Below are 18,989 nucleotides of genomic sequence, written 5' to 3'. Positions count from 1 at the left end.
GAAGAAGACCGTCACCGAGCTGCTGAACTCTTACGGCTGGACCGACATCCTCGACCTCGGCGACCTCGTCGCCGCCCGCGGCATGGAGATGTACGCCCACATGCACGCCGCCATCGGCCTCACCCTCGGCCTCGGCAACCACTTCGGCGTGAAGGTCGTCCGCTGACCCCACTGGCCCGTGCCCGGTACCAGGCATGAGCCAGTGGAGTCAGCGGACGGGATTCTGGCCCTAGCGGCCGAGCACGGCCCGCAGCCGCTTCTTGTCGGGCTTGCCGACGGGGTGAGCGGGATGTCCGGGACGATGTGCACAGCGGCCGGGGCGCTCAGCGCACCCTTCCGCTCGGTGACGAAGTTCCCGAGTGTGCCGGGCTCGGGGTGGTGCCCGGCTGCCGGGACGACCGCGATGTGCACTTCCTCGGTGGCGTCCGCGCCCCGTACGCCGAAGACCGCGCAGTGGGCGATCGCCGGGTGGGTGAGCAGCAGGTCCTCCAGCTCGTGGGTGTAGACGTGTCCGCCGACCACGACGATCATGTCCTTGAGGCGGTCGACGATGTAGAGGTAGCCGTCCTCGTCGAGGTAGCCCAGGTCACCGGTGTGAACCCAGCCGTCGCGCAGGACCTGCGCCGTGAGGTCGGGGCGCCGCCAGTATCCGGTCATGGCTTGTCCGGAGCGTACTCGTACCTCTCCGACCTGGCCGGTGGGCAGGGGGCTGCCGTCCTGGGCGTCGTGGATGGCGATGTCGACGCCGGGGATCGCCCGTCCGACCGTGGCCTGCCCGTCCTCGGGCAGGTCCTGGTGTTCCTCCGGCTCTATGACGGTGACGGCGCCCGCTTCGGACTGCCCATATCCGCCGTACAGGACCGCCCCGAACACCTCATGGGCCCGGCGCAGTCGGGACGCGGAGGCGGCGCAGCCGCCGTAGCTGATGCGGCTGATGCTGCTCAGGTCGGTGGCGGCCAGGGCGGGGTGGTCGAGGAGCCGGTAGATCAGCGGTGGCAGCAGCCACAGGTGAGTGATCCGCTCCCGCTCCACGGCCGTGAGGACGTCGCGCGGGTCGAATTCGCTGTGCAGCACGACCGTTCCGCCTGCCAGCAGGGTGGCGTCAGCGATGTTGCCCGCGACGTGGGCGAGCGGAGTGCAGGCCAGGAAGCGGGGCGGCGCGCCGGCGCCGACGGAGCCGAAGGCGAGCATGTCCTGGTACGGACCGTGCGGCATCCGTACGCCCTTGGGGACGCCGGTGGTCCCTCCGGTATGGCGGATGCACCAGTCGTCCTCGGGGCGGGCGGCGGCGGGCACGGGGTCGGCCGGGTGCCGCGCGGCGCGCGCGAGCAGGTCCTCGCCCAGCGGGCTCGGCCCGAAGGCGTACACCCGCGGCGGGCGGGCCAGGTGCACAAGCCGCTCGGCGGCCTCCTGCCGGCCCGGCTCGACGACCAGCAGATCGGTGTCGACGCTGCGGGCGATCTTGGCCAGGGCGTCGGGAGCCATGCCCTGGTAGAGGGAGACCACCCTGGCACCCAGGAGGTTGGCGGCGTAGCGGGTGGCCAGCACCTCGGGGCGGTTACCGGAGAACAGCGCGACGGTGCTGCCGCGCCCGATGCCCCGGGTGGCCAGCTCCCGGGCGAAGCGGTATACGGCGTCGCGGAGTTCGGCCGAGGTCACCTTCCGGCCGTCGGCGGCGGTGATCACTGGTTGGGAGGGGTGGCTGGACAGGGCGTCGGCAATGGCCTCGACGTAGCAGCGGAAGGTGGTGCCTGAAGTGGTCCCTGAAGGGGAAGTCGCCGGAGACGCAGGGAAATTGGGGTGCATGGAGTATCTCTCCCTACTGTGTAGGCGATTACTACTGAACGGGAACGCTACCTTCCGGTAGGTCCGGGCAGGCGAAGCGTTGATGAACAGCGGGTGAGGACTGGGGGCGGCGGCGTGCTGCCGCAGTTCGGGCGTGCTATCGCGGTTCACTTGGTGCACCCGTCCGCTGTGTATGGATGTGAATGCGAAGCGTAATGGGTGCGGCGTGGACGGGCCGCCGGGGAGCCGGGCCGGCGTGCGACGTCCGACACCGGCCAGTCGAGGGGGAGTTGAGGGGGAGTCGAGGGGAGTTGAGGGTGGCAAACCCCACTTCCGAGTGGGTGTACAGGACCAGCCTCGGTGCGCGAAGCTGGCCCCTTTCACGCAGCCTGAAAGGTAGGCCTCATGTCGTTGAGACCCCCCGTAGAGTCCACCGTGACCGCTACACCCACCGGAAAGTCATTCTTCGGGCACCCGTGGGGACTGTCCACCCTCTTCCTCACAGAGATGTGGGAACGCTTTTCCTACTACGGAATGAAAGCGATCCTGCTGTACTACATGTACTACCAGGTATCCCGCGGCGGGCTGGGTATCGATAAAGGGACAGCTACCAGCCTGGTGTCGATATATGGCGCCGCACTCTACATGTCCGGAATCGCCGGCGGCTGGGTGGCGGACCGGCTCATCGGTGCCCGCCGGTCCATCACCTGGGGATGCGTGCTCATTATGTGTGCGCATGTGGCACTTGCCATCCCCAATGGCGGGCAATCCTCCCTGTACATCTCCATGATTCTGCTCGTACTGGGTACAGGATTACTCAAGCCGAACATTACCAAGAACGTCGGCGACCTGTATAAGGAAGGTGACGACCGCCGCGATGCGGGCTTCACTCTTTTCGTCATGGGTGTGCAAATCGGTTCGTTCCTCGCCCCGGTCATCATCGGCGACCTCCTCACGAGCCCCGATCAGTCGAACCCGCAGGGTAATCACTTCCACTGGGGATTCGGTGCCGCGGCAGTCGGCATGGCTATCGGTCTCGCGCAATATCTGGTGCGCGGCCGCCACACCCTGGGTGCTTCCGGAAAGCGGGTTCCCAACCCCCTCGAACCGCATCACCGTAAGCGGGTTTTCTCATCGCTCCTCGGAGGCGCCGTAGCGCTGGCCGCCCTGATCGGTGTGCTCATCGCGACCGGCCACTTCAGTGCCGATGGAGTGGTGAACTGCGTGAGTGTGCTCGCGATAGCCGTACCCGTCGTGTACTTCATCATCATGCTGCGGAGCCGGAAGGTCACCGTGAAGGAACGCAGTCGCGTGCTGGCCTTCATACCCCTCTTCATCGCCATGGTGATCTTCTGGTTCGTCGAGGAACAGCAGTTCAGCGTCATGGCCCGCTATGCGGATCAGCAGACCGATCTGGGCGCCTGGGGATTCCACATCGACCCCACCCTCATCCAGACGGTCAACCCCGTGGTCATGCTGGCACTGGCGCCTGTGCTGGCGGCGCTGTGGACGAAAGCGCGTCGACAGCCGACCACCCCCCAGAAATTCGCCATCGGTCTTGTTCTCACCGGCATAGGATTTGCCGTGCTCTTCCTCCCGTGGATGATGGGCGGGGCGAGCCAACTGGTCAATCCGGCCTGGCCGCTGGTCAGTCTGGCCCTCATCGCGATCGGTGAACTGTTCGTCAACCCGGTCAGCCTGTCCGTCACGACACAACTCGCCCCCGCGGCCTATGCATCCCAGGTAGTCGGCCTGAACTACGCCTCCGACTCGGCCGCGCAGGGTCTCATCGCCCAGGTATCGAAGTTCTACAGCTCGGACAGCTCCGGTCTGTACTTCGGGGTCACCGGCGCCCTGGTGGCGCTCGTCGGCGTGGGTCTGTGGTTCTATGCACCCAGAGTTCAGCGCAACATGGGCCACGCCGCTCATGAGTGAGCTCCGTTTCCCGGCCGGAAGTCAGCGCCGGGGCCATCGATAAACGGCACATGGCGAAGGTCGCCCCTGGTAGAAGGGGGCGACCTTCGCCATGAGGGTACCGAGATGGCCGCGCCTCGCTCTGTGTCCTGCCGATGACGGAGATGAGGTGCATGGTCATGGCGGAGGTCTCACGCCATGTCACAGTCCGAGTCGGCGGTAGCGGATGAGGGCTGCGGTGATGCCGACGCCGACGAAGGCGAGGTGCTGCGTGGGAGGGGGAGGGGAAGTTCGGCGACGAAGTGGGCTCCGGTAGTGGGTGCGGGCGTGGCGTCGCCGAGGTTGAGGGTGCCGCGGTGGTAGTGGGCGATCTCCCGGGCGATGGCCAGGCCGAGGCCGGTACCGCCGCTGCTGCGGTTACGGGAGACATCGAGGCGGGTGAACCGCTCAAAGATCTTTTCGCGGTGCTCGGCCGGAATGCCGGTGCCGTCATCACACACTTCGATCAGGGCGGTGGCATCGTGCGCGGAGACGGTGACCACGACCCGGCTGCGAGCATGGCGCACGGCGTTGTCGAGAAGGTTGCGGAGAAGCCGTTCCAGCTGTCGGGCATCGCCATGGACAGTGATGTTGACGTTGAGGTTGTCGTCGGCGGGGCAGTCGATCCGGACCGCGGCGGGGGCGTGCCGACGTGCCTGTGCGGCGGCTTTCCGGGTCAGGGCGCCCAGTTCGACGGGGCGGGCGGCCGACGGTGTGCCGTTGTCGAGGTCGGCGAGCAGGAGCAGGTCTTCGGTGAGTCGCTCCAGGCGTTCGGCGTCGCCGAGGGTGCCGCGGATGACGTCCGGCCAGTTGGTGTGGTCGGGGTAGTGCAGGGCCACTTCCAGGTCTGCGCGCAGCGCGGCGAGAGGGGTGCGCAGTTCGTGGGAGGCATCGGCGGTGAAACGCCGCTGCTGCTCGGCGGCTTGTTCCAGCCGGTCGAGGGTGTCGTTGGTGGTGGCGGCCAGGCGGGCGATCTCGTCGTGGCGGGGTGGGACGGGGACGCGCTGACTCAGGTCCCGGCTGGTGATGGTGCGCAGGCGCTGTTGGATGTCCTCCACGGGGCGCAGGGCCCGTGAGGTGGTGGTCCACACGATCAGGGCGACCAGGAGGACTGCTGCGGGCAGGCCGGCGTACAGCACGTGGTCGACGGCGGCGACGGCCTCTTCGGCGTCCCGGGGGGTGACCAGGATGTGCAGGGTGAGGTTCTCGACGGGCGCGCTCGCCCTGCCGTCGAGCAGGCCCCGGCCTTGGAAGGCCGAGGACACCACCCTGATGTCGCGGCCCGCGAGGTGCTTGCTGCCGGGCTGAGCGTCGCCGGCGACGGTGCCCAGCCGGAGGTCCCGCTCGATGGAGACGGTCGGTCCTGGCAGATCAGGGTGCACGCCCAGTGGATCGGGTACAAAAGGCTCCAGGTCGGGATCGCCCTCGACGAACCGGCCCGCAGGATCGACGATCACCCATGTTTCGGGGCTCTGGATGAGTGAGTGGCTGCTCTCGGCGCCGCGGTTGTAGCGCTGCTCGATGACGCCCAGGCTGGCCCTGGCCCGGTTGAGCGTGTCGTCCATTGCCGAGGTATAGACCTCATGGCGGAGCCACCACGCACCGGCGGTGAAGGCCACGGCAGCGGCGAGGGCTGCGGCCAGGGCGGCGCGGAGGCGGATCGGCAAGCGCTTACCGGTCATCGTCGACCAGCCGGTAGCCGACGCCGCGCACGGTGTGAATGGTGGAGCGGCCGAAGGGAATGTCGATCTTCCGGCGCAGGGCCCTGATGTGGACGTCGATGATGTTGCTGGCGGCCTGGTGATGGGCGTCCCAGACCTGTTCCAGCAGGTCGGCGCGGCTCACTACGTCACCGGCCCGGAGCCCGAGGTAGGCGAGGACGGCGAATTCCTTGGCCGTGAGTTCGATCTCGGTCCCGCCGCGATGGCATCGGCGGGTGGCCGGGTCGAGGTGCAGGTCGCCGATCTGCACGGCCGGCCGGCGCAGCGGGCCGCCGCGGCGGATCAGGGCCCGTAGCCGGGCCAGGAGCACCACGTAGGAGAACGGTTTGGTCAGGTAGTCGTCGGCGCCGGTGTCCAGGGCTTCCGCCTCGTCGTACTCACCGTTCTTGGCGGTGAGCATCAGGATCGGGGTGCGGATGTCCTCGCGCCGCAGCTGGTCGCAGACCCGGTAGCCGTCCAGGCCGGGGAGCATGATGTCCAGGACGATCGCCTGGTAGGGCTGCCGGCGCGCCATCCAGAGGCCGTGCCGGCCGTCATGGCACACGTCGACCGCGTAGCCCTCGGACTCCAGGCCGCGACGGAGCACGGAAGCGAGCCGCTCCTCGTCCTCCACCACCAGTACACGCATCCGGCAATCCTGCCACGCGCCCGCACCGCCACATGAAGATCGCTTCATCTGGCTTCATCGCTGCTTCATACCGGCTGACCGACGGTGGACCCCCTGTCCGCGTCTGCCAGGAGTGCCGGTGTCCTCCCTCGCCCCGTCCCGCTCTCGCCCCCGCCCCCGCCCGTTCGCGGTGCTGATGCCGCCCCGCGGCGGTGACGTCCAGCAGCGACGCGCAAGCCGCCCACGCCTGCTGGCCGTACTGTTCTTCGCGGTCTACGCCGCCCTGTCGGTCACCAAGCACCTCCAGCTCCGTTCCACCGGCTACGACCTGGGCATCTTCGAGCAGGCCATACGCGCCTACGCACAGCTGCGCGCCCCCGTCTCCGAGCTCAAGGGCGCCGGCTACCACCTCCTCGGTGACCACTTCCACCCGATCCTGGCCACCCTCGCTCCGCTCTACCGGCTCTTCCCGACCCCGCTGACCCTGCTCACCGCCCAGGCCGCGTTGATCGCGCTGTCCGTGATCCCGGTCACCCGCCTGGCGATCCGCACCACCACCCCACGGCTCGGCACCGCGATCGGCATCGCCTACGGCCTGTCCTGGGGCCTGCAGAAAGCCATCGCCTTCGACTTCCACGAGATAGCCTTCGCGGTCCCGCTGCTCGCCTTCTGCCTGGAACGCCTGGCCGTGCGCCACAGGCGCGCCGCCGCACTCTGGGCACTGCCACTGGTCCTGGTCAAGGAAGACCTACCGCTGACAGTCACCGCGATCGGCCTGTACATCCTGCTGTGCGGCCGGCGCCGAGTGGGCACGGCCGTGGTGGCGTACGGCGTGCTGTCCGGCCTGCTGATCGTGCTGGTCGTCATCCCGGCCTTCAACCCCGACGGCCAGTACGCCTACCTCCACACCGCCACCGAGGCCGCCGGCAATCCGCTCACCCGGCTGCTCCTGCCACCGCAGAAACTCGGCACGCTGATCGTGCTGCTCGCCCCGACCGTGTTCCTGGCGCTGCGCTCACCGCTGGTCCTCCTCGCGCTGCCCACCGTCGCCTGGCGCTTCTGGTCGACGAATCCGGCGTACTGGGGGTTGGACTACCACTACAGCGCCGTCCTGATGCCCATCGTCTTCCTCGCCTTCGCCGACGCCCTGGGCAGGCTGAACCGCCGGCCCAGGCTGGTCACCCGGGCTGTGGCCGCCAGCGTCGCGGGGAGCGTGCTGGCGCTTCCGTTCCTGCCGCTGCGGGATCTGGCCGGCCCCGCGTGGCGGCCCAGCCCCTGGTCCGGCGCTGCCCGCGAGGTCATGGCTGCCGTACCCGACGGTGCCGAGATCGGAGCCGTCAACTACCTCGCCCCGCAGCTCACCTCCCGGGCCCGCGTCTACCGCTTCCCGCAGGTCCTGGACAGCGGTACCGCACCGGAGTGGCTGCTGATCAGCGACCCCGCCCGTGGCGGCATGCCCGGCTTCGCGGAGGAGCTGCCCCGACTGCCGGAGATCCCCTCACGTGGCTACCGACTGGTCATCGAGCGATCCGGCATCCAGCTCTACCGGCTCGCCGACCGCTGACGGCACATCACACGAGAAGCACGCACGAGGAGCACGCACGAGAAGCACACACGAGAATCGGTGACGACGCTCACACTAGAGCGGACGGTCCGCCGCCTGTTTGCATACCCCTTGGAAGGCAACTCAGGAGGTGACGGACGCATCATGGTGTCCACAGAGAGCATTCTCGCGTTCGCGGCGATGTCGCTACTGGTGATCGTGATTCCGGGACCGAGCGTGCTGTTCGTGATCGGCAGAGCGCTCGCACACGGACGTCGCACGGCGCTCTCGACGGTCCTGGGCAACCTGGTCGGTTCGTACCTCCTGGTGCTCGCTGTGGCGTGGGGCCTCGGCGGGCTGGTGGAGAGATCGGCGACGGTGTTCATGGCCGTGAAGCTGGCCGGGGCGGCGTACCTCGTCCACCTCGGCGTGCAGGCGTTCCGGCACCGCAAGGAGTTGCGCGCGGCGAGCATGGAGGCCCCGGCGGGTGAGCGGCGGGGCGATCTGCGCACGATCCTGGACGGCATTCTCGTGGGAGTCACCAACCCCAAGGGCATCGTCTTCTTCGCGGCGGTGCTACCGCAGTTCGTGGATCACTCGGCGGGCCATGTCCCCGTCCAGATGATGGTGTTGGGCCTGGTCCCGGTCGCCATCGGCATGATGACGGACACCCTCTGGGGCCTGGGAGCCTCGGCGGCCCGTTCCTGGTTCGCCCGGTCGGACCGCCGCCTGTCGATGGTCGGCGGTGCGGGCGGCTTCGCCATGATCGGCCTGGGCGTGACGGTGGCGGCGACGGGCCGTGCCGACTAGGGCCGGTCCGGCGGAAGCGCCCCCGAAGACTGAAGACTGAGGCGGGTTGGCCGGGAGTGGGTGTTTGGCGGGTGTGCGGGCGCGGGTAGTTCGTGGCCGCTGTCGGGCTGCGGGCCGCTGGTGGAGGGCGGGATCGTGTGCGGGTGACGGCGGACCGCGCCGGGCTTTGAGGAGCCGGGCTTTGAGGAGAAGACCATGAGGATCGCCATCACGGGTGCGTTCGGCTTCCTGGGGTGCCGGCTCACCGAGGCATTGCTTCGGCTGCGGACGTTCCGTGGCGCGCCGATCGAACGGTTGGTACTCGCCGATCGTGCCGTGCCGCCCGGGGCGACGGCGGCAACGGACCCGCTCGTGGATGTCGTGCACGGCGATCTGATCGACCGCGCCGACGAGGTGTTCGCGAAGCCGGTCGACGTACTGTTCCATCTCGCCGCCGCGGTGTCGGCCGAGTGCGAGGCCGACTTCGGCCTGGGCATGCGCGAGAACGTGGACACGACCCGCGCTCTGCTCGACGCCGCCCGAGCACAGCCGGCCACCGGAGGGCCGGTGCCGCGGGTGGTGTTCTCCAGCAGCCTGGCCGTCTACGGTTCCGACCCGGCGCTGCCCCTGCCGCCGGTGGTCAGCGAGTCGACTCCGCCCATGCCGCAGTCGAGTTACGGGATGCAGAAGCTCCTCTGCGAGCACCTGATCGCGGACTGCACGCGCCGCGGCTTCATCGACGGACGCGTCGCCCGGCTGATGACCGTGTCGGTGCGGCCGGGCAAGCCGAACGCGGCCGCTTCCGGTTTCCTCTCCGGCATCCTGCGCGAACCGCTCGCGGGACTCCCGGCGACCTGCCCGGTCCGTACCGACTTGCACGTGGCCCTGACATCGCCGCGACGTACGATCCAGGGAATCCTCCGCGTCGCGGAGGCCGAGCGTGGCGCCGGACCCGGGCGGCTCCAGGGCCAGTTGCCGGTCAACCTTCCCGCGCTCACGGTCTCGGTGGCCGAGATGCTCGCCACGCTACGACAGGTGGCCGGCGACAGCGCCGCCGACCTCGTGACCCTGGCACCCGATCCTGCCGTCGAGGCCATCGTCGGCTCGTGGCCCGCCGTCTTCGACAATACGCGTGCCGCCGCACTCGGGCTGGAACCCGACCCGGACTTCCTGTCAGTCGTACGGGAGTACCTCGCGGATCGGACCGCCGGGGAGACCGCCGGGGCCTCGACCGGCTCGCCGAGGACGCCACCCGGCGTCCGGTGAGCGGTCACGTGGCGGCGATCTCGCTGTCGCGGTGCCCGGCACCTCCGACGGCGCGTCAAGCCGCCGCGGTTCCAGCGCCTCCGACGGGGCGTCAAGCCGCCGCGGTGATCCGCCGCAGAGCGGCGTACTCGAGTGCCGCGTACACCGTCACGACCAACGCACCGATCAGCAGGAAGGCGACGCCGAATCCGGTCAGCGGCATCACGTCGCCGAAGGCCACCACGACACAGGCGACGGCGGAGGCCGCGTTCAGCGCGATCACGGCCCGGGCCAGAGCCGGCGGGATCACCGGATAGCCCGCGATCAGGGCGAGCGCGGCCGCCCCGCCGAGCTGGTAGATCCCGGATCCGACCGCGAACGCCACCGGCATCCCGGTGGCGGACCCGAGCGGTCCGGCGGCTGCGATCAGCACCACGGCCATCACGGCAGTACTCACACTGTCGACGCGCAGCACCAGGCGCAGCAGTCGGGCCGGGTCCCGCGGGGGAGCGGCCAGGTCGGTCGCGTCGGTCGTGCCGGTTGTGCCGGTCGTGCCGGTCGTGGGCAGGACGTCAGCCATCAAGGTCTCCTTCGCCTCGGTCGGTGATCCCACCGTGACACGCCCTGGTTCGCGGACTCCATGACCTCTCAGGTCATGGCCTGCGTACCGGTGAGGACTACGGTGGAGCCATGGAGACGGACGACCTGCCCGGCGTGGGCGTGCTACTGCGTGACTGGCGGCAGCGCAGAAAGCTCAGCCAGCTCGATCTCGCGCTGAAGGCGGACACCTCGACCCGGCATCTCTCCTGCGTGGAGACGGGCCGCGCCCGGCCCAGCCGGGCGATGGTACTCCGGCTCGCCGAACACCTCGACGTCCCGCTGCGTGACCGCAACGGCCTGCTGCTGGCGGCCGGTTACGCACCCGCCTACCGGGAGAGCCCCCTGGGCAGCGACCGGATGGCGATGGCCGGCGCGGCGCTGAAGTCCATGCTGGCCGGCCACGCCCCCTATCCCGCCGCTGTGATCGACCGGCTCTGGGACATCGTCGATTACAACAGCGCTATGTCCGTCCTGCTCAACACCGTGCCGCCGCATCTGACGGACCCGGGCGCGAACGTGATGCGGCTGATCCTCCATCCGGACGGCCTGGCGTCCCGGTGCCTGAACTTCGCCGAGGTCCGCTCGCATGCCCTCGGCCGCCTCCTCCACCAGGTGAACACCACGGGCCATCGCGAGCTTCGGGAGTTGTACGAGGAGGTATCCGCCTACCCGCCCCCGCCCGGCCTCGACCCTGAGCCGGGTCCCGTGGACCCCACGGGCATCGTCGTACCTTTGCGGATCCGCACCCCCTACGGGGACATGTCCCTCTTCAGCGTGATCGCAACCTTCGGTGCCCCGGCGGATGTGACCCTCTCCGAGCTCGCGGTGGAGATGTTCTTCCCGATGGACGAGCAGACGGAGGCTCTCTTGCGGAAGCAGCCCGAATCCGAGCAGCCCGAATCCGAGCACTCCGGATCCGAGTAGCCGGACCACGGTCCGACCGATGTCCCGCCGTCGAGGGCGGCGACTCAACCCGACGGCCCACCACCCCAGTTGGAGCCGCCCGGTCGATCCGCGCGTCGGTCACCCCGCCGGTCGGCCTGCGGGGTGGGAACCGGGTGTGTGGCCGAAGGTGCGCCGGAAGACGTCGATGAACGCGCTGGCCGACGACCACCCGCACCGGTGCGCCACCGCGGTCACCGATTCCTCCTCGGCCAGCAGGACCAGTGCGTACTGGAGCCGCAGTTGGGTGCGCCACTGGGGGAAGGTCATGCCGAGGTCGCTGCGGAACAGCCGGGACAGGGTGCGGTCGCTCGCACCGACCTGGCGGCCCAGCTCGGCGAGGGTGCGACCGTCGGCCGGATCGGCTTGCAGGATTTCGCACAGCGCGCGCAACGGGGACGAAGCCGGCATGGGCAGGTGCAGCGGCTGCTGGGGGGAGACCCGCAACTGGTCGAGCAGCACCGCGCGCAACCGTGAGCGTTCCGGGCTGTCGTCGCCGGGGGCGCGGGTGTAGGCGACGATCAGTTCGCGCAGCAGCGGGCCGACGGCGAGCACGGTCGGGGCCTCCAGGCCGAGCGGGTTGTCGGTCGCGGGCAGCCCCACCAGATGCAGGTCGAGTTCCCCGTGGGCCTGGTGGGCATGGACGGTGCCGGCCGGCACCCAGATGGCGCGGGCGCCCGGGGCGATCCAGGAACCCGCGCTGGTCGTGACGGTCAGTACGCCCCGGCCGGCGTAGACGATCTGGTGGTCGTCGTGCCGGTGGGCGTCGACCGCGCCGCCGGACGCCAGCCGCTGGGTGCGTGTCGGGGCGACCGCCGTATGGCGGATCTTCGTCATTGTTCGGCAGCTTATCGGAAGCACGACGCGGCGGCGGGCCCGGACCATGACGGGATGCGAAGGAAAACCTCGATCTCCCTCTTGTCCGTCGGGCACGCCTGCGTCGACGTCTACCAGGGCGCGGTGGCGTCCCTGATCCCGTTCTTCGTCGCCGAGCGCGCCTACAGCTACGCCACGGTCTCCGGCATGGTGCTGGCCGCCTCCTTGCTGTCGTCGGTGGTGCAGCCGGTGTTCGGTGCCCTGACCGACCGCTGGGCGATGCCGTGGCTGTTACCGGTCAGCACACTGCTCGGCGGTGCGGGCATCGCCCTGAGCGGGGTGAGCGGCTCCTATGGGCTCACCGTGCTGTTCGTCGCGGTCTCCGGGATCGGTGTGGCCGCCTATCACCCCGAGTCCGCACGGGTCGCCCGGATCGCCAGTGCGGGCAGCCACAGCGCCATGGGCTGGTTCTCCACAGGTGGCAGCCTCGGCTTCGCGCTGGCCCCGCTCATGGTCGGCGCGGTGGTGGCGACCGGCGGGCTGCGGCTGACGCCGCTGCTGGTGCTGCCGGCGCTCGCGGGCAGTGTGCTGTGCCTGCCGGTGCTGCACGCGCTGGGGCGGCGGCACGCCTCCGGGACCGCCGCGGCGGCGCCCGCCGGAAGGGACGACAAGGCGTCGTTCGTGAAGCTGTCGCTGGCCGTGGCGTGCCGGTCGATCGTCTTCGTGGGACTGAGTACGTTCCTCTCGCTCTACGCCCAGCAGAACATGGGCGGCGGCACCGCGGCGGGCACCGTGGCGCTCTTCGTGCTCTATCTCGGCGGCGCGGTGGGCTCCGTGCTGGGCGGCGCGCTGGCGGGCCGCTGGGGCCGGGTCACGGTCGCCCGCTGCTCGTACCTGTTCACGATCGGCGCGGTCGCGGGCGTGGTGTTCGTGCCGGGCCCGGCCCTGTACGTGTTCGTGGCACTGACCTCGGCCGGACTGTACGTCCCCTTCTCGTTGCAGGTCACGCTCGGCCAGGACTACCTGCCCTCGCGGGTCGGCACCGCCGGCGGGATCACCCTCGGCCTGGCCGTCAGCATCGGCGGCCTGGCCAGCCCCGCCATCGGTAGCCTCGCCGACGCCACCTCCCTGCGGACCGCCCTCGCGCCTCTCGTCCTGATGCCGGCCCTGTGCTGGCTGCTGTTCCGCACGCTCCCCGAACCCACCGCACCGCACCTCGCGGCCGAGCCGCATCCGAACGCAGACGACACGGACGCCACAGCCGCCCCCGCCCAGCAGCCCGGCCACCGCTGACCGAATTGCCGCTGTCGGTGAGACCGGCTGCCCCAGCACTCGGCCGCCGGAGGCGGGGTGCCGCCCCGGTGTCCGGTCAGTGGGCGGCGAGGAGTTCGAGGGTGTCGATCACGCGGTGCGAGAAGCCGCACTCGTTGTCGTACCACGCGACCACCTTGACGTGGCGGCCGTCGACGCGGGTGAGGGCCGAGTCGAAGACGGCAGAGGCGGGGTTGCCCGTGATGTCGGAGGACACGAGCGGGTCGTCCGAGTACTCGAGGACGCCGGCGAGCGGTCCCTCCGCTGCGGCGCGGTACGCCGCCAGCACGTCGTCGCGCGTTACGTCGCGGGCGACGGTGGTGTTGAGTTCGACGATCGAGCCCACCGGCACCGGTACCCGGATCGAGTCCCCCGACAGTTTGCCGTCGAGGTTCGGCAGCACCAGGCCGATTGCCTTGGCGGCGCCGGTCGTGGTCGGCACGATGTTGACGCCGGCGGCGCGGGCGCGACGGGCATCGCGATGCGGACCGTCCTGCAGGTTCTGCTCCTGTGTGTAGGCGTGCACCGTCGTCATGAACCCGTGGTCGATACCGGCGAGTTCGTCGAGGACCGCGGCCAGCGGCGCGAGCGCGTTGGTGGTGCAGGAGGCGTTCGAGACGATCGTGTGCACGGCCGGGTCGTAGGCGTCGGTGTTGACCCCGAACGCGAGCGTGACGTCGGCGCCGTCCGACGGCGCGCTGACGAGTACCTTCTTCGCGCCCGCGTCGAGGTGGGCGCGGGCGGCCTTCGCCGAGGTGAAGCGGCCGGTGGCCTCCAGGACGATGTCGACGCCGAGTGCGGCCCACGGCAGCCGCGCCGGTTCGCGCTCGGCCAGCACCGTGATCCGGCGGCCGTCGACGACGAGGGCGTCCCCGTCGACGGTCACCGGGCGCCCCAGCCGGCCGGCCGTGCTGTCGTAGGCGAGCAGCCGGGCGAGCGTGGCGGGCTCCGTCAGGTCGTTGACGGCGACGATCTCAAGGGCGCCGTCGCGCTCCAGCAGTGCGCGCAGCACATTGCGTCCGATGCGGCCGAATCCGTTGATGGCGATGCGAGTCATGAGTGTGTCCCTTCCCTTCGCCACCAGGTTCGCCCGCGGCCGGCGCCGCTGACAGTGGCGCTATCGCCACGGTTCACAAGGATCCCGCCACGCGGTGCCGGGCAGGGCTACCGGGTCACTCGCCCCGGGTGAAGGTGCGCCGGTAGTCGCTCGGTGTGGTGCCGAGGATGCGCTGGAAGTGCAGGCGCAGGTTCGCGCCGGTGCCGAGACCGACGTCGGCGGCGATCTGTTCGACGCTGCGCTGTGAGCGCTCGAGCAGTTCACGGGCCAGGTCGATGCGGGCGCGCATCACCCACTGCATCGGTGTGCAGCCGGTCTCCTCGACGAAGCGCCGGGAGAACGTGCGTGGCGAGACCCCCGCCTGCCCCGCCAGCAGGTCGAGGGTGAGCGGCTCGCCGAGCCGGTGCAGGGCCCATTCGCGGGTGGCGGCGAACCGCTCGCCGAGCGGCTCGGGGACACTGCGCGGCACGTACTGGGCCTGGCCGCCGCTGCGGTAGGGGGCCGCAACCAGACGCCGGGCCGCGTGGTTGGACGCGGCCACTCCGAGGTCGCCGCGCAGGATGTGGAGGCACAGGTCGATCCCGGAGGCGGCGCCGGCCGAGGTGAGTACGCTGCCCTCGTCGACGAACAGCACGTTCTCGTCGACCTGGACGAGCGGGTGCCTGGCGACGAGTGCCCGCGTGTAGTGCCAGTGCGTGGTGGCGCGTCGGCCGTCGAGCAGGCCCGTGGCGGCGAGCGCGAAGGCGCCCGTCGAGATGGCGGCGAGCCGCGCGCCCCGGTCGTGGGCTGCGATCAGTGCGTCGACGACGGCCTGCGGCGGGTCGTCGCGGTCCGGGAACCGGTAGCCGGGGACGAAGACGATGTCGGCCCACCCGAGCGCGTCGAGGCCGTGGCCGACGTAGTACGCGAGGCCGTCGCCGCCGCTGACGGGACCGGGTGTCGCCCCGCACACCCGCACCTCGTACGGCATGCTCGCGCGGGTCGTGAAAACCTGCGCGGGTATTCCGACATCGAGCGGCTTCGCACCCTCGAGTACGAGGACGGCGACGCGATGCGGGCGGGAGGCTGACACAGGAAGAGGGTACGCGCCGGCGTGACGTCGACAGGCTCACCGTGGGGATGCATGAGGAACGCGTAGGTCTCGTGTGATTCCAGGCAAGGTGGCCGAACTCGTTTGAATTCCCCGTTTATCAGACGTTTACCCGTTCAGGGTTAGCTACTCATGACCGCTTGGCCGCGAGTCGAGAGGTTCAACGTGCGAATCGAGGGGGACTTGTGATCTCGAAAACGAACAAAGCCGCGCGTTCCGTGGCTGTGGCGTTCGCCGCAGCCGCCACGCTCACCCTGACCGTGCCGACCGGCAACGCCTTCGCCATCGACCACGTCGAATGCCGCGGCGGGGAGAACTTCCTGAAGATCTGGTCGCACAGCGGCGGAACGCAGAGCGTGGACTGCTATGCGAACGCCGGGAGGACCGACTTCGGCGGATGGTGGGTCGACAAGATCTCCACCGGGAACAACGACCTCATCTACTACGACGCCAACGGCGATTCGGTGAAGATCGAGCGGTGGCACGAAATCACGTTCCCGAACCGCCCTCCGAAGGTCAACGCCATCGAAATCCTCTGACGAGGTAACGGGCCGGTGTCCGGGGTGGCCATGCCTTCCAGGTGTGGCCTCCAGCCGGCAGGTGCTCACCCCCTCGGGGGAGGTGGGTCGGTCTCTGGGGCGATGGCATCGCCCCGGGCAGCGAAGACGCTGAGTTCATGACAGCGCTCAACGGGCGACGCCCGGCCATGGCTTCTGCCCCGACAGCCCGGTGGACCCGGTGGACCCGGTGGTTCCGTCGGTGGCCGGAGTGGGCGCCTGCCGCCGCCATGGCCTGGTGCGCGGTGTATGCCGCCGTCGAGGCCTCCCGGGAAGGGAAGGGAACCTCCCTTCCCTTCCCCCTGCCCGCCCCGTATGCGGCCCCTGCCCAACTGATCCTGGCCTCTCTGGCCGTCGTCGCTGCGGCTGCCTGCTGGGCGACCCGCCGACGGCTCGGCCGGTCCGGCCGCATGGCAGTGGGGACCGCGCTCATCCTGACCACCCCGGTCTTCGCACTGGGGATGACCGTACTGCCCATCCACGTCGTCCCCTTGGCGTCCGGTTCGGGGCTGGAGAGCGCCACCGGCCTGGCGCATGCTCTGCTGAGCACGGTCCTCACCTCCTGTCTTGTCCTCGTCGGGCTGTCGTACCGCCGACGGCTGACCGGCGCCTGCCCCCGCTGCGGCTTCCGGCACACCGGTGGCCACGATGCCCCGCTCGTCCATCCCGGCGCCTCGACCGCCTCCCGCCGCACCAGGAGGATGGCCTACCTTCTGGTGTGCGGGGTACTCCCGTGGGCCGGCGTCAAGACCATCTGGACGCTCGGCGGTGACGCGCTCGGCATCACAGCCGAGAAATGGCAGAAGTCGAACTCCGGCGGCTCCGAGCTGTCCAAGGCGCTCGCCTCAGTGGGCATCGACGTGACCGTGCTGGCTGCGGGGCTCGGATTCTTCCTCCTGGCGGGGCTGATGTACCCGTGGGGGCAGGTGTTCCCCCGCTGGACCCTGTTCCTCTCGGGGCGCCGGGTGCCACGGTTGCTGCCCCTCGTCCCGGCCTGGCTGACCAGCATCGGCCTCTCGGCGTACGGAGTCTTCCTCCTGGTCTACGCCTCGCTCGCCGCCCTCGGCGTCGTGCCGGCCCCGGAACCCGACCCGGAACTGGGCGGTACTCGTTCGGGCACACTCTGGCTTGCCGCCTTCGGCGGAATGGCGTTCGGCGGCCTGGGCATCGGCCTCATCACCGCAGCCCGCTCCTACTCGGCGCGGACCCGCGCCATCTGCGCCACCGCGGGCGCGTGGCCGAAAGTCGTCGGGGGGCTTTCCGGCCTCTTGCGGTCGTACTCGTGACGTGCTGTCGTCAAGACCATTGCAGTCGCCTGGGCCGCAGGGGGAGCCGTGGCCGGACGCCGTACGGAACGGTCAGGACTCGTCGGTGCGCGGCGGGCCGAGCAGTGGGTAGCCGTCAATGCGGGTGAAGCCGGGCGCATCGGCATGGTTCTGCGAAGGAGCGCATGCTGCACGACCTCGACGAGGGACGTCTCCGCGGCGTCGTCACGAACCGGGGACGGATGAACGGGGGACGGATGGACGAGCACAGGGACGAGCAGTCGGAGCAGCAGGCGGAACGGCAGTACCGTGCAGCTGCCGAGGGCGGCGATCTGGACGCGATGATCCAGCTGGGGTGGCTGTTCCAGCAGCGGGAGGAGCGCTCCGAGGCCGAGCGGTGGTATCGGCGGGCTGCCGAGGCCGGGCATGCCGAGGGGATGTTCCGCTTCGGAGCGGTGCTGCAGGAGCGCGGGGAGTCCGCCGAGGCCGAGCGTTGGAGCCGGCAGGCCGCCGATGCGGGGTACGCGCACGCGATGGGCGTGGTGGGGTACGTCCTGGAGGAGCGTGGCGATCTCGCGGGCGCCCACGAGTGGTACCGCAAGGGGGCGGATCACGGTAACGCCTTCTCGATGCGGCGCGGCGGGCTCCTGCTGGAGCAGGGCGGACGCCTGGACGAAGCGCGGGAGTGGCTGCGCAGAGCGGCGGACTGTACGGTCGCGGGCCAGGTTCTGGTGCGGTGCGAGGCGATGAGGGATCTCGCGCGCCTCGCGGACCAGTACGGTGACTCGGCCGAGGCGGAGCGGCAGCTGCGGAAGGCCGCCAGGCTGCTGACGGAGACGGACGACAACGTGCCCGAGAAGCAGGGGTGCGCGCTGATGGTCGGTCTGCTGACCATGCTCGCCTCCCTGCTGCGGGAGCGTGGCGAGCCGGCCGAGGCCGAGGAGCTGTTCCGATGGGCTGCCGACAATGGGCACGTCCCCGCGATGCAGGAACTCGGGGGGGCTGTGCGAGGAGCAGGGACGGCTCGCCGAAGCCGAGGAGTGGCACCGGCGAGGGGCCGAGGCCGGCCATCTGCGCTCGGCACTGCTCCTGGCGCTGCTGCTCGCGGAGCAGCGGCGTCCGGCCGAGGCGGAGCCGTGGTTCCGGCAGGCGGCCGAGGCCGGGGTACCGACGGCGATGGACTTCCTGGGCTCCCTCCTGGAGCAGCGCGGGGAGTTGGCGGAGGCGGAGGAGTGGTACCGGGAGGCCGCCGAGGCGAGGATCGACAACTCGATGCTCCGGCTCGCGTACCTCCTGGAGAAGCGCGGTGCCCGGACCGATGCGCTGGACTGGTACCGCAAGGCCGCCGCTGCCGGAAGCGACGTGGCCATGTTCCGAGCAGGGGTGCTGTCGGAGCAGCAGGGCGATCTGGACGAAGCCGATCGGTGGTACGAGCAGGCGGCCCAGGCGGGGAACGAGTTCGCCATGTACCAGGTGGCTCACCTGCGGATGAACCGTGGCCGGGCGGAGGACGCCGAGATGTGGTTCCGCAGAGGTTCTGCGGCAGGCAACGGCAGCTGCATGGCGGTGCTCGGGATCATCCTGGCCATGCGGGGGGATGTGGCCGCTGGGGAACAGTGGTGCCGGCGGGCGGTCGACGCCGGAGTGCCCAACGCTCTGACCGACATGAAGGCGATACTGGAAGCGGAGTTTGGGCCGAGGTTCTGAA

16 protein-coding genes and 1 pseudogene are annotated in these 18,989 nt (G+C 70.0%); 9 read left to right on the top strand and 8 right to left on the bottom strand.

Annotated features, from left to right (window positions below; translation table 11 throughout):
- Positions 1 to 229: 229 nt before the first annotated feature.
- Positions 230 to 1,806: pseudogene (locus AZE13_RS05805) on the bottom strand (AMP-binding protein).
- A gap of 414 nt (positions 1,807 to 2,220) precedes the next feature.
- Here AZE13_RS05805 and AZE13_RS05800 point away from each other — a divergent pair.
- Positions 2,221 to 3,720 carry a peptide MFS transporter gene (locus AZE13_RS05800; protein ID WP_220127561.1) on the top strand — a complete coding sequence of 500 codons (1,500 nt, stop codon included), beginning with the start codon at positions 2,221 to 2,223 and terminating at the stop codon, positions 3,718 to 3,720.
- A 170-nt stretch (positions 3,721 to 3,890) separates the two neighbouring features.
- On the opposite strand, the gene AZE13_RS05795 is transcribed toward AZE13_RS05800, so the two are convergent.
- Both AZE13_RS05795 and AZE13_RS05790 read right to left on the bottom strand, forming a co-directional pair.
- Entirely contained in the window at positions 3,891 to 5,420 is a 1,530-nt protein-coding gene (locus tag AZE13_RS05795) for a sensor histidine kinase (protein ID WP_079123737.1), read from the bottom strand.
- Positions 5,410 to 6,087 (bottom strand): response regulator transcription factor, encoded by a 678-nt coding sequence (locus AZE13_RS05790; protein WP_066927640.1) that lies wholly within the window; start codon positions 6,085 to 6,087, stop codon positions 5,410 to 5,412. Before AZE13_RS05790 ends, AZE13_RS05795 begins: the two co-directional genes overlap by 11 nt.
- 118 nt (positions 6,088 to 6,205) lie before the next feature.
- Between AZE13_RS05790 and AZE13_RS05785 the strand changes: the two genes are divergently transcribed.
- From AZE13_RS05785 to denD, 3 genes are all read left to right on the top strand, one after another.
- Positions 6,206 to 7,630 (top strand): DUF2079 domain-containing protein, encoded by a 1,425-nt coding sequence (locus AZE13_RS05785; RefSeq protein ID WP_066927638.1) that lies wholly within the window; start codon positions 6,206 to 6,208, stop codon positions 7,628 to 7,630.
- Positions 7,631 to 7,774: 144 nt separating this feature from the next.
- Complete coding sequence (locus tag AZE13_RS05780; protein WP_066927636.1) at positions 7,775 to 8,419, top strand: LysE family translocator; 645 nt, start codon at positions 7,775 to 7,777, stop codon at positions 8,417 to 8,419.
- A 195-nt stretch (positions 8,420 to 8,614) separates the two neighbouring features.
- Positions 8,615 to 9,664: a D-erythronate dehydrogenase gene (denD, locus tag AZE13_RS05775; protein WP_066927634.1), complete on the top strand. Its 1,050-nt coding sequence runs from the start codon at positions 8,615 to 8,617 to the stop codon at positions 9,662 to 9,664.
- 91 nt (positions 9,665 to 9,755) lie between these two features.
- Here denD and AZE13_RS05770 read toward each other — a convergent pair whose 3' ends face one another.
- Positions 9,756 to 10,223: a hypothetical protein gene (locus tag AZE13_RS05770; RefSeq protein WP_258527607.1), complete on the bottom strand. Its 468-nt coding sequence runs from the start codon at positions 10,221 to 10,223 to the stop codon at positions 9,756 to 9,758.
- Between the two features lie 110 nt (positions 10,224 to 10,333).
- On the opposite strand from AZE13_RS05770, the gene AZE13_RS05765 reads away from it, so the two are divergent.
- Entirely contained in the window at positions 10,334 to 11,167 is an 834-nt protein-coding gene (locus tag AZE13_RS05765; protein ID WP_066927632.1) for a helix-turn-helix domain-containing protein, read from the top strand.
- Positions 11,168 to 11,266: 99 nt separating this feature from the next.
- Here AZE13_RS05765 and AZE13_RS05760 read toward each other — a convergent pair whose 3' ends face one another.
- Positions 11,267 to 12,022 (bottom strand): helix-turn-helix transcriptional regulator, encoded by a 756-nt coding sequence (locus AZE13_RS05760; RefSeq protein ID WP_066927631.1) that lies wholly within the window; start codon positions 12,020 to 12,022, stop codon positions 11,267 to 11,269.
- Positions 12,023 to 12,076: 54 nt separating this feature from the next.
- On the opposite strand from AZE13_RS05760, the gene AZE13_RS05755 reads away from it, so the two are divergent.
- Positions 12,077 to 13,294, top strand: coding sequence for an MFS transporter (locus AZE13_RS05755; RefSeq protein WP_066927629.1), 1,218 nt, complete (start codon positions 12,077 to 12,079; stop codon positions 13,292 to 13,294).
- 76 nt (positions 13,295 to 13,370) lie between these two features.
- Here the strand turns inward: AZE13_RS05755 and gap are convergent, their stop codons facing one another.
- Both gap and AZE13_RS05745 read right to left on the bottom strand, forming a co-directional pair.
- The gene (gene gap / locus AZE13_RS05750; protein WP_066927627.1) at positions 13,371 to 14,369 is read right to left on the bottom strand and encodes a type I glyceraldehyde-3-phosphate dehydrogenase; all 999 of its coding nucleotides are present in this window, start codon (positions 14,367 to 14,369) and stop codon (positions 13,371 to 13,373) included.
- 115 nt (positions 14,370 to 14,484) lie between these two features.
- Positions 14,485 to 15,441 (bottom strand): GlxA family transcriptional regulator, encoded by a 957-nt coding sequence (locus AZE13_RS05745; protein WP_066927625.1) that lies wholly within the window; start codon positions 15,439 to 15,441, stop codon positions 14,485 to 14,487.
- A gap of 203 nt (positions 15,442 to 15,644) precedes the next feature.
- On the opposite strand from AZE13_RS05745, the gene AZE13_RS05740 reads away from it, so the two are divergent.
- Both AZE13_RS05740 and AZE13_RS05735 read left to right on the top strand, forming a co-directional pair.
- Entirely contained in the window at positions 15,645 to 15,998 is a 354-nt protein-coding gene (locus tag AZE13_RS05740) for a beta/gamma crystallin domain-containing protein (protein ID WP_066927623.1), read from the top strand.
- Positions 15,999 to 16,135: 137 nt separating this feature from the next.
- A complete protein-coding gene (locus AZE13_RS05735) occupies positions 16,136 to 17,302 on the top strand; it encodes a hypothetical protein (RefSeq protein ID WP_258527606.1) in 1,167 nt (388 codons plus the stop codon).
- Here the strand turns inward: AZE13_RS05735 and AZE13_RS37835 are convergent.
- Positions 17,209 to 18,255: a hypothetical protein gene (locus tag AZE13_RS37835; protein WP_258527605.1), complete on the bottom strand. Its 1,047-nt coding sequence runs from the start codon at positions 18,253 to 18,255 to the stop codon at positions 17,209 to 17,211. The genes AZE13_RS05735 and AZE13_RS37835 overlap by 94 nt on opposite strands.
- On the opposite strand from AZE13_RS37835, the gene AZE13_RS37830 reads away from it, so the two are divergent.
- Entirely contained in the window at positions 18,248 to 18,988 is a 741-nt protein-coding gene (locus AZE13_RS37830; protein ID WP_258527604.1) for a tetratricopeptide repeat protein, read from the top strand. The genes AZE13_RS37835 and AZE13_RS37830 overlap by 8 nt on opposite strands.
- The last annotated feature ends 1 nt before the right edge of the window (position 18,989 follow it).

It is taken from the genome of Streptomyces sp. NBRC 110611 (assembly GCF_001590865.1).
In the GTDB taxonomy this organism is placed as follows: domain Bacteria; phylum Actinomycetota; class Actinomycetes; order Streptomycetales; family Streptomycetaceae; genus Streptomyces.
This window is presented reverse-complemented; position numbering and strand designations above follow the sequence as displayed.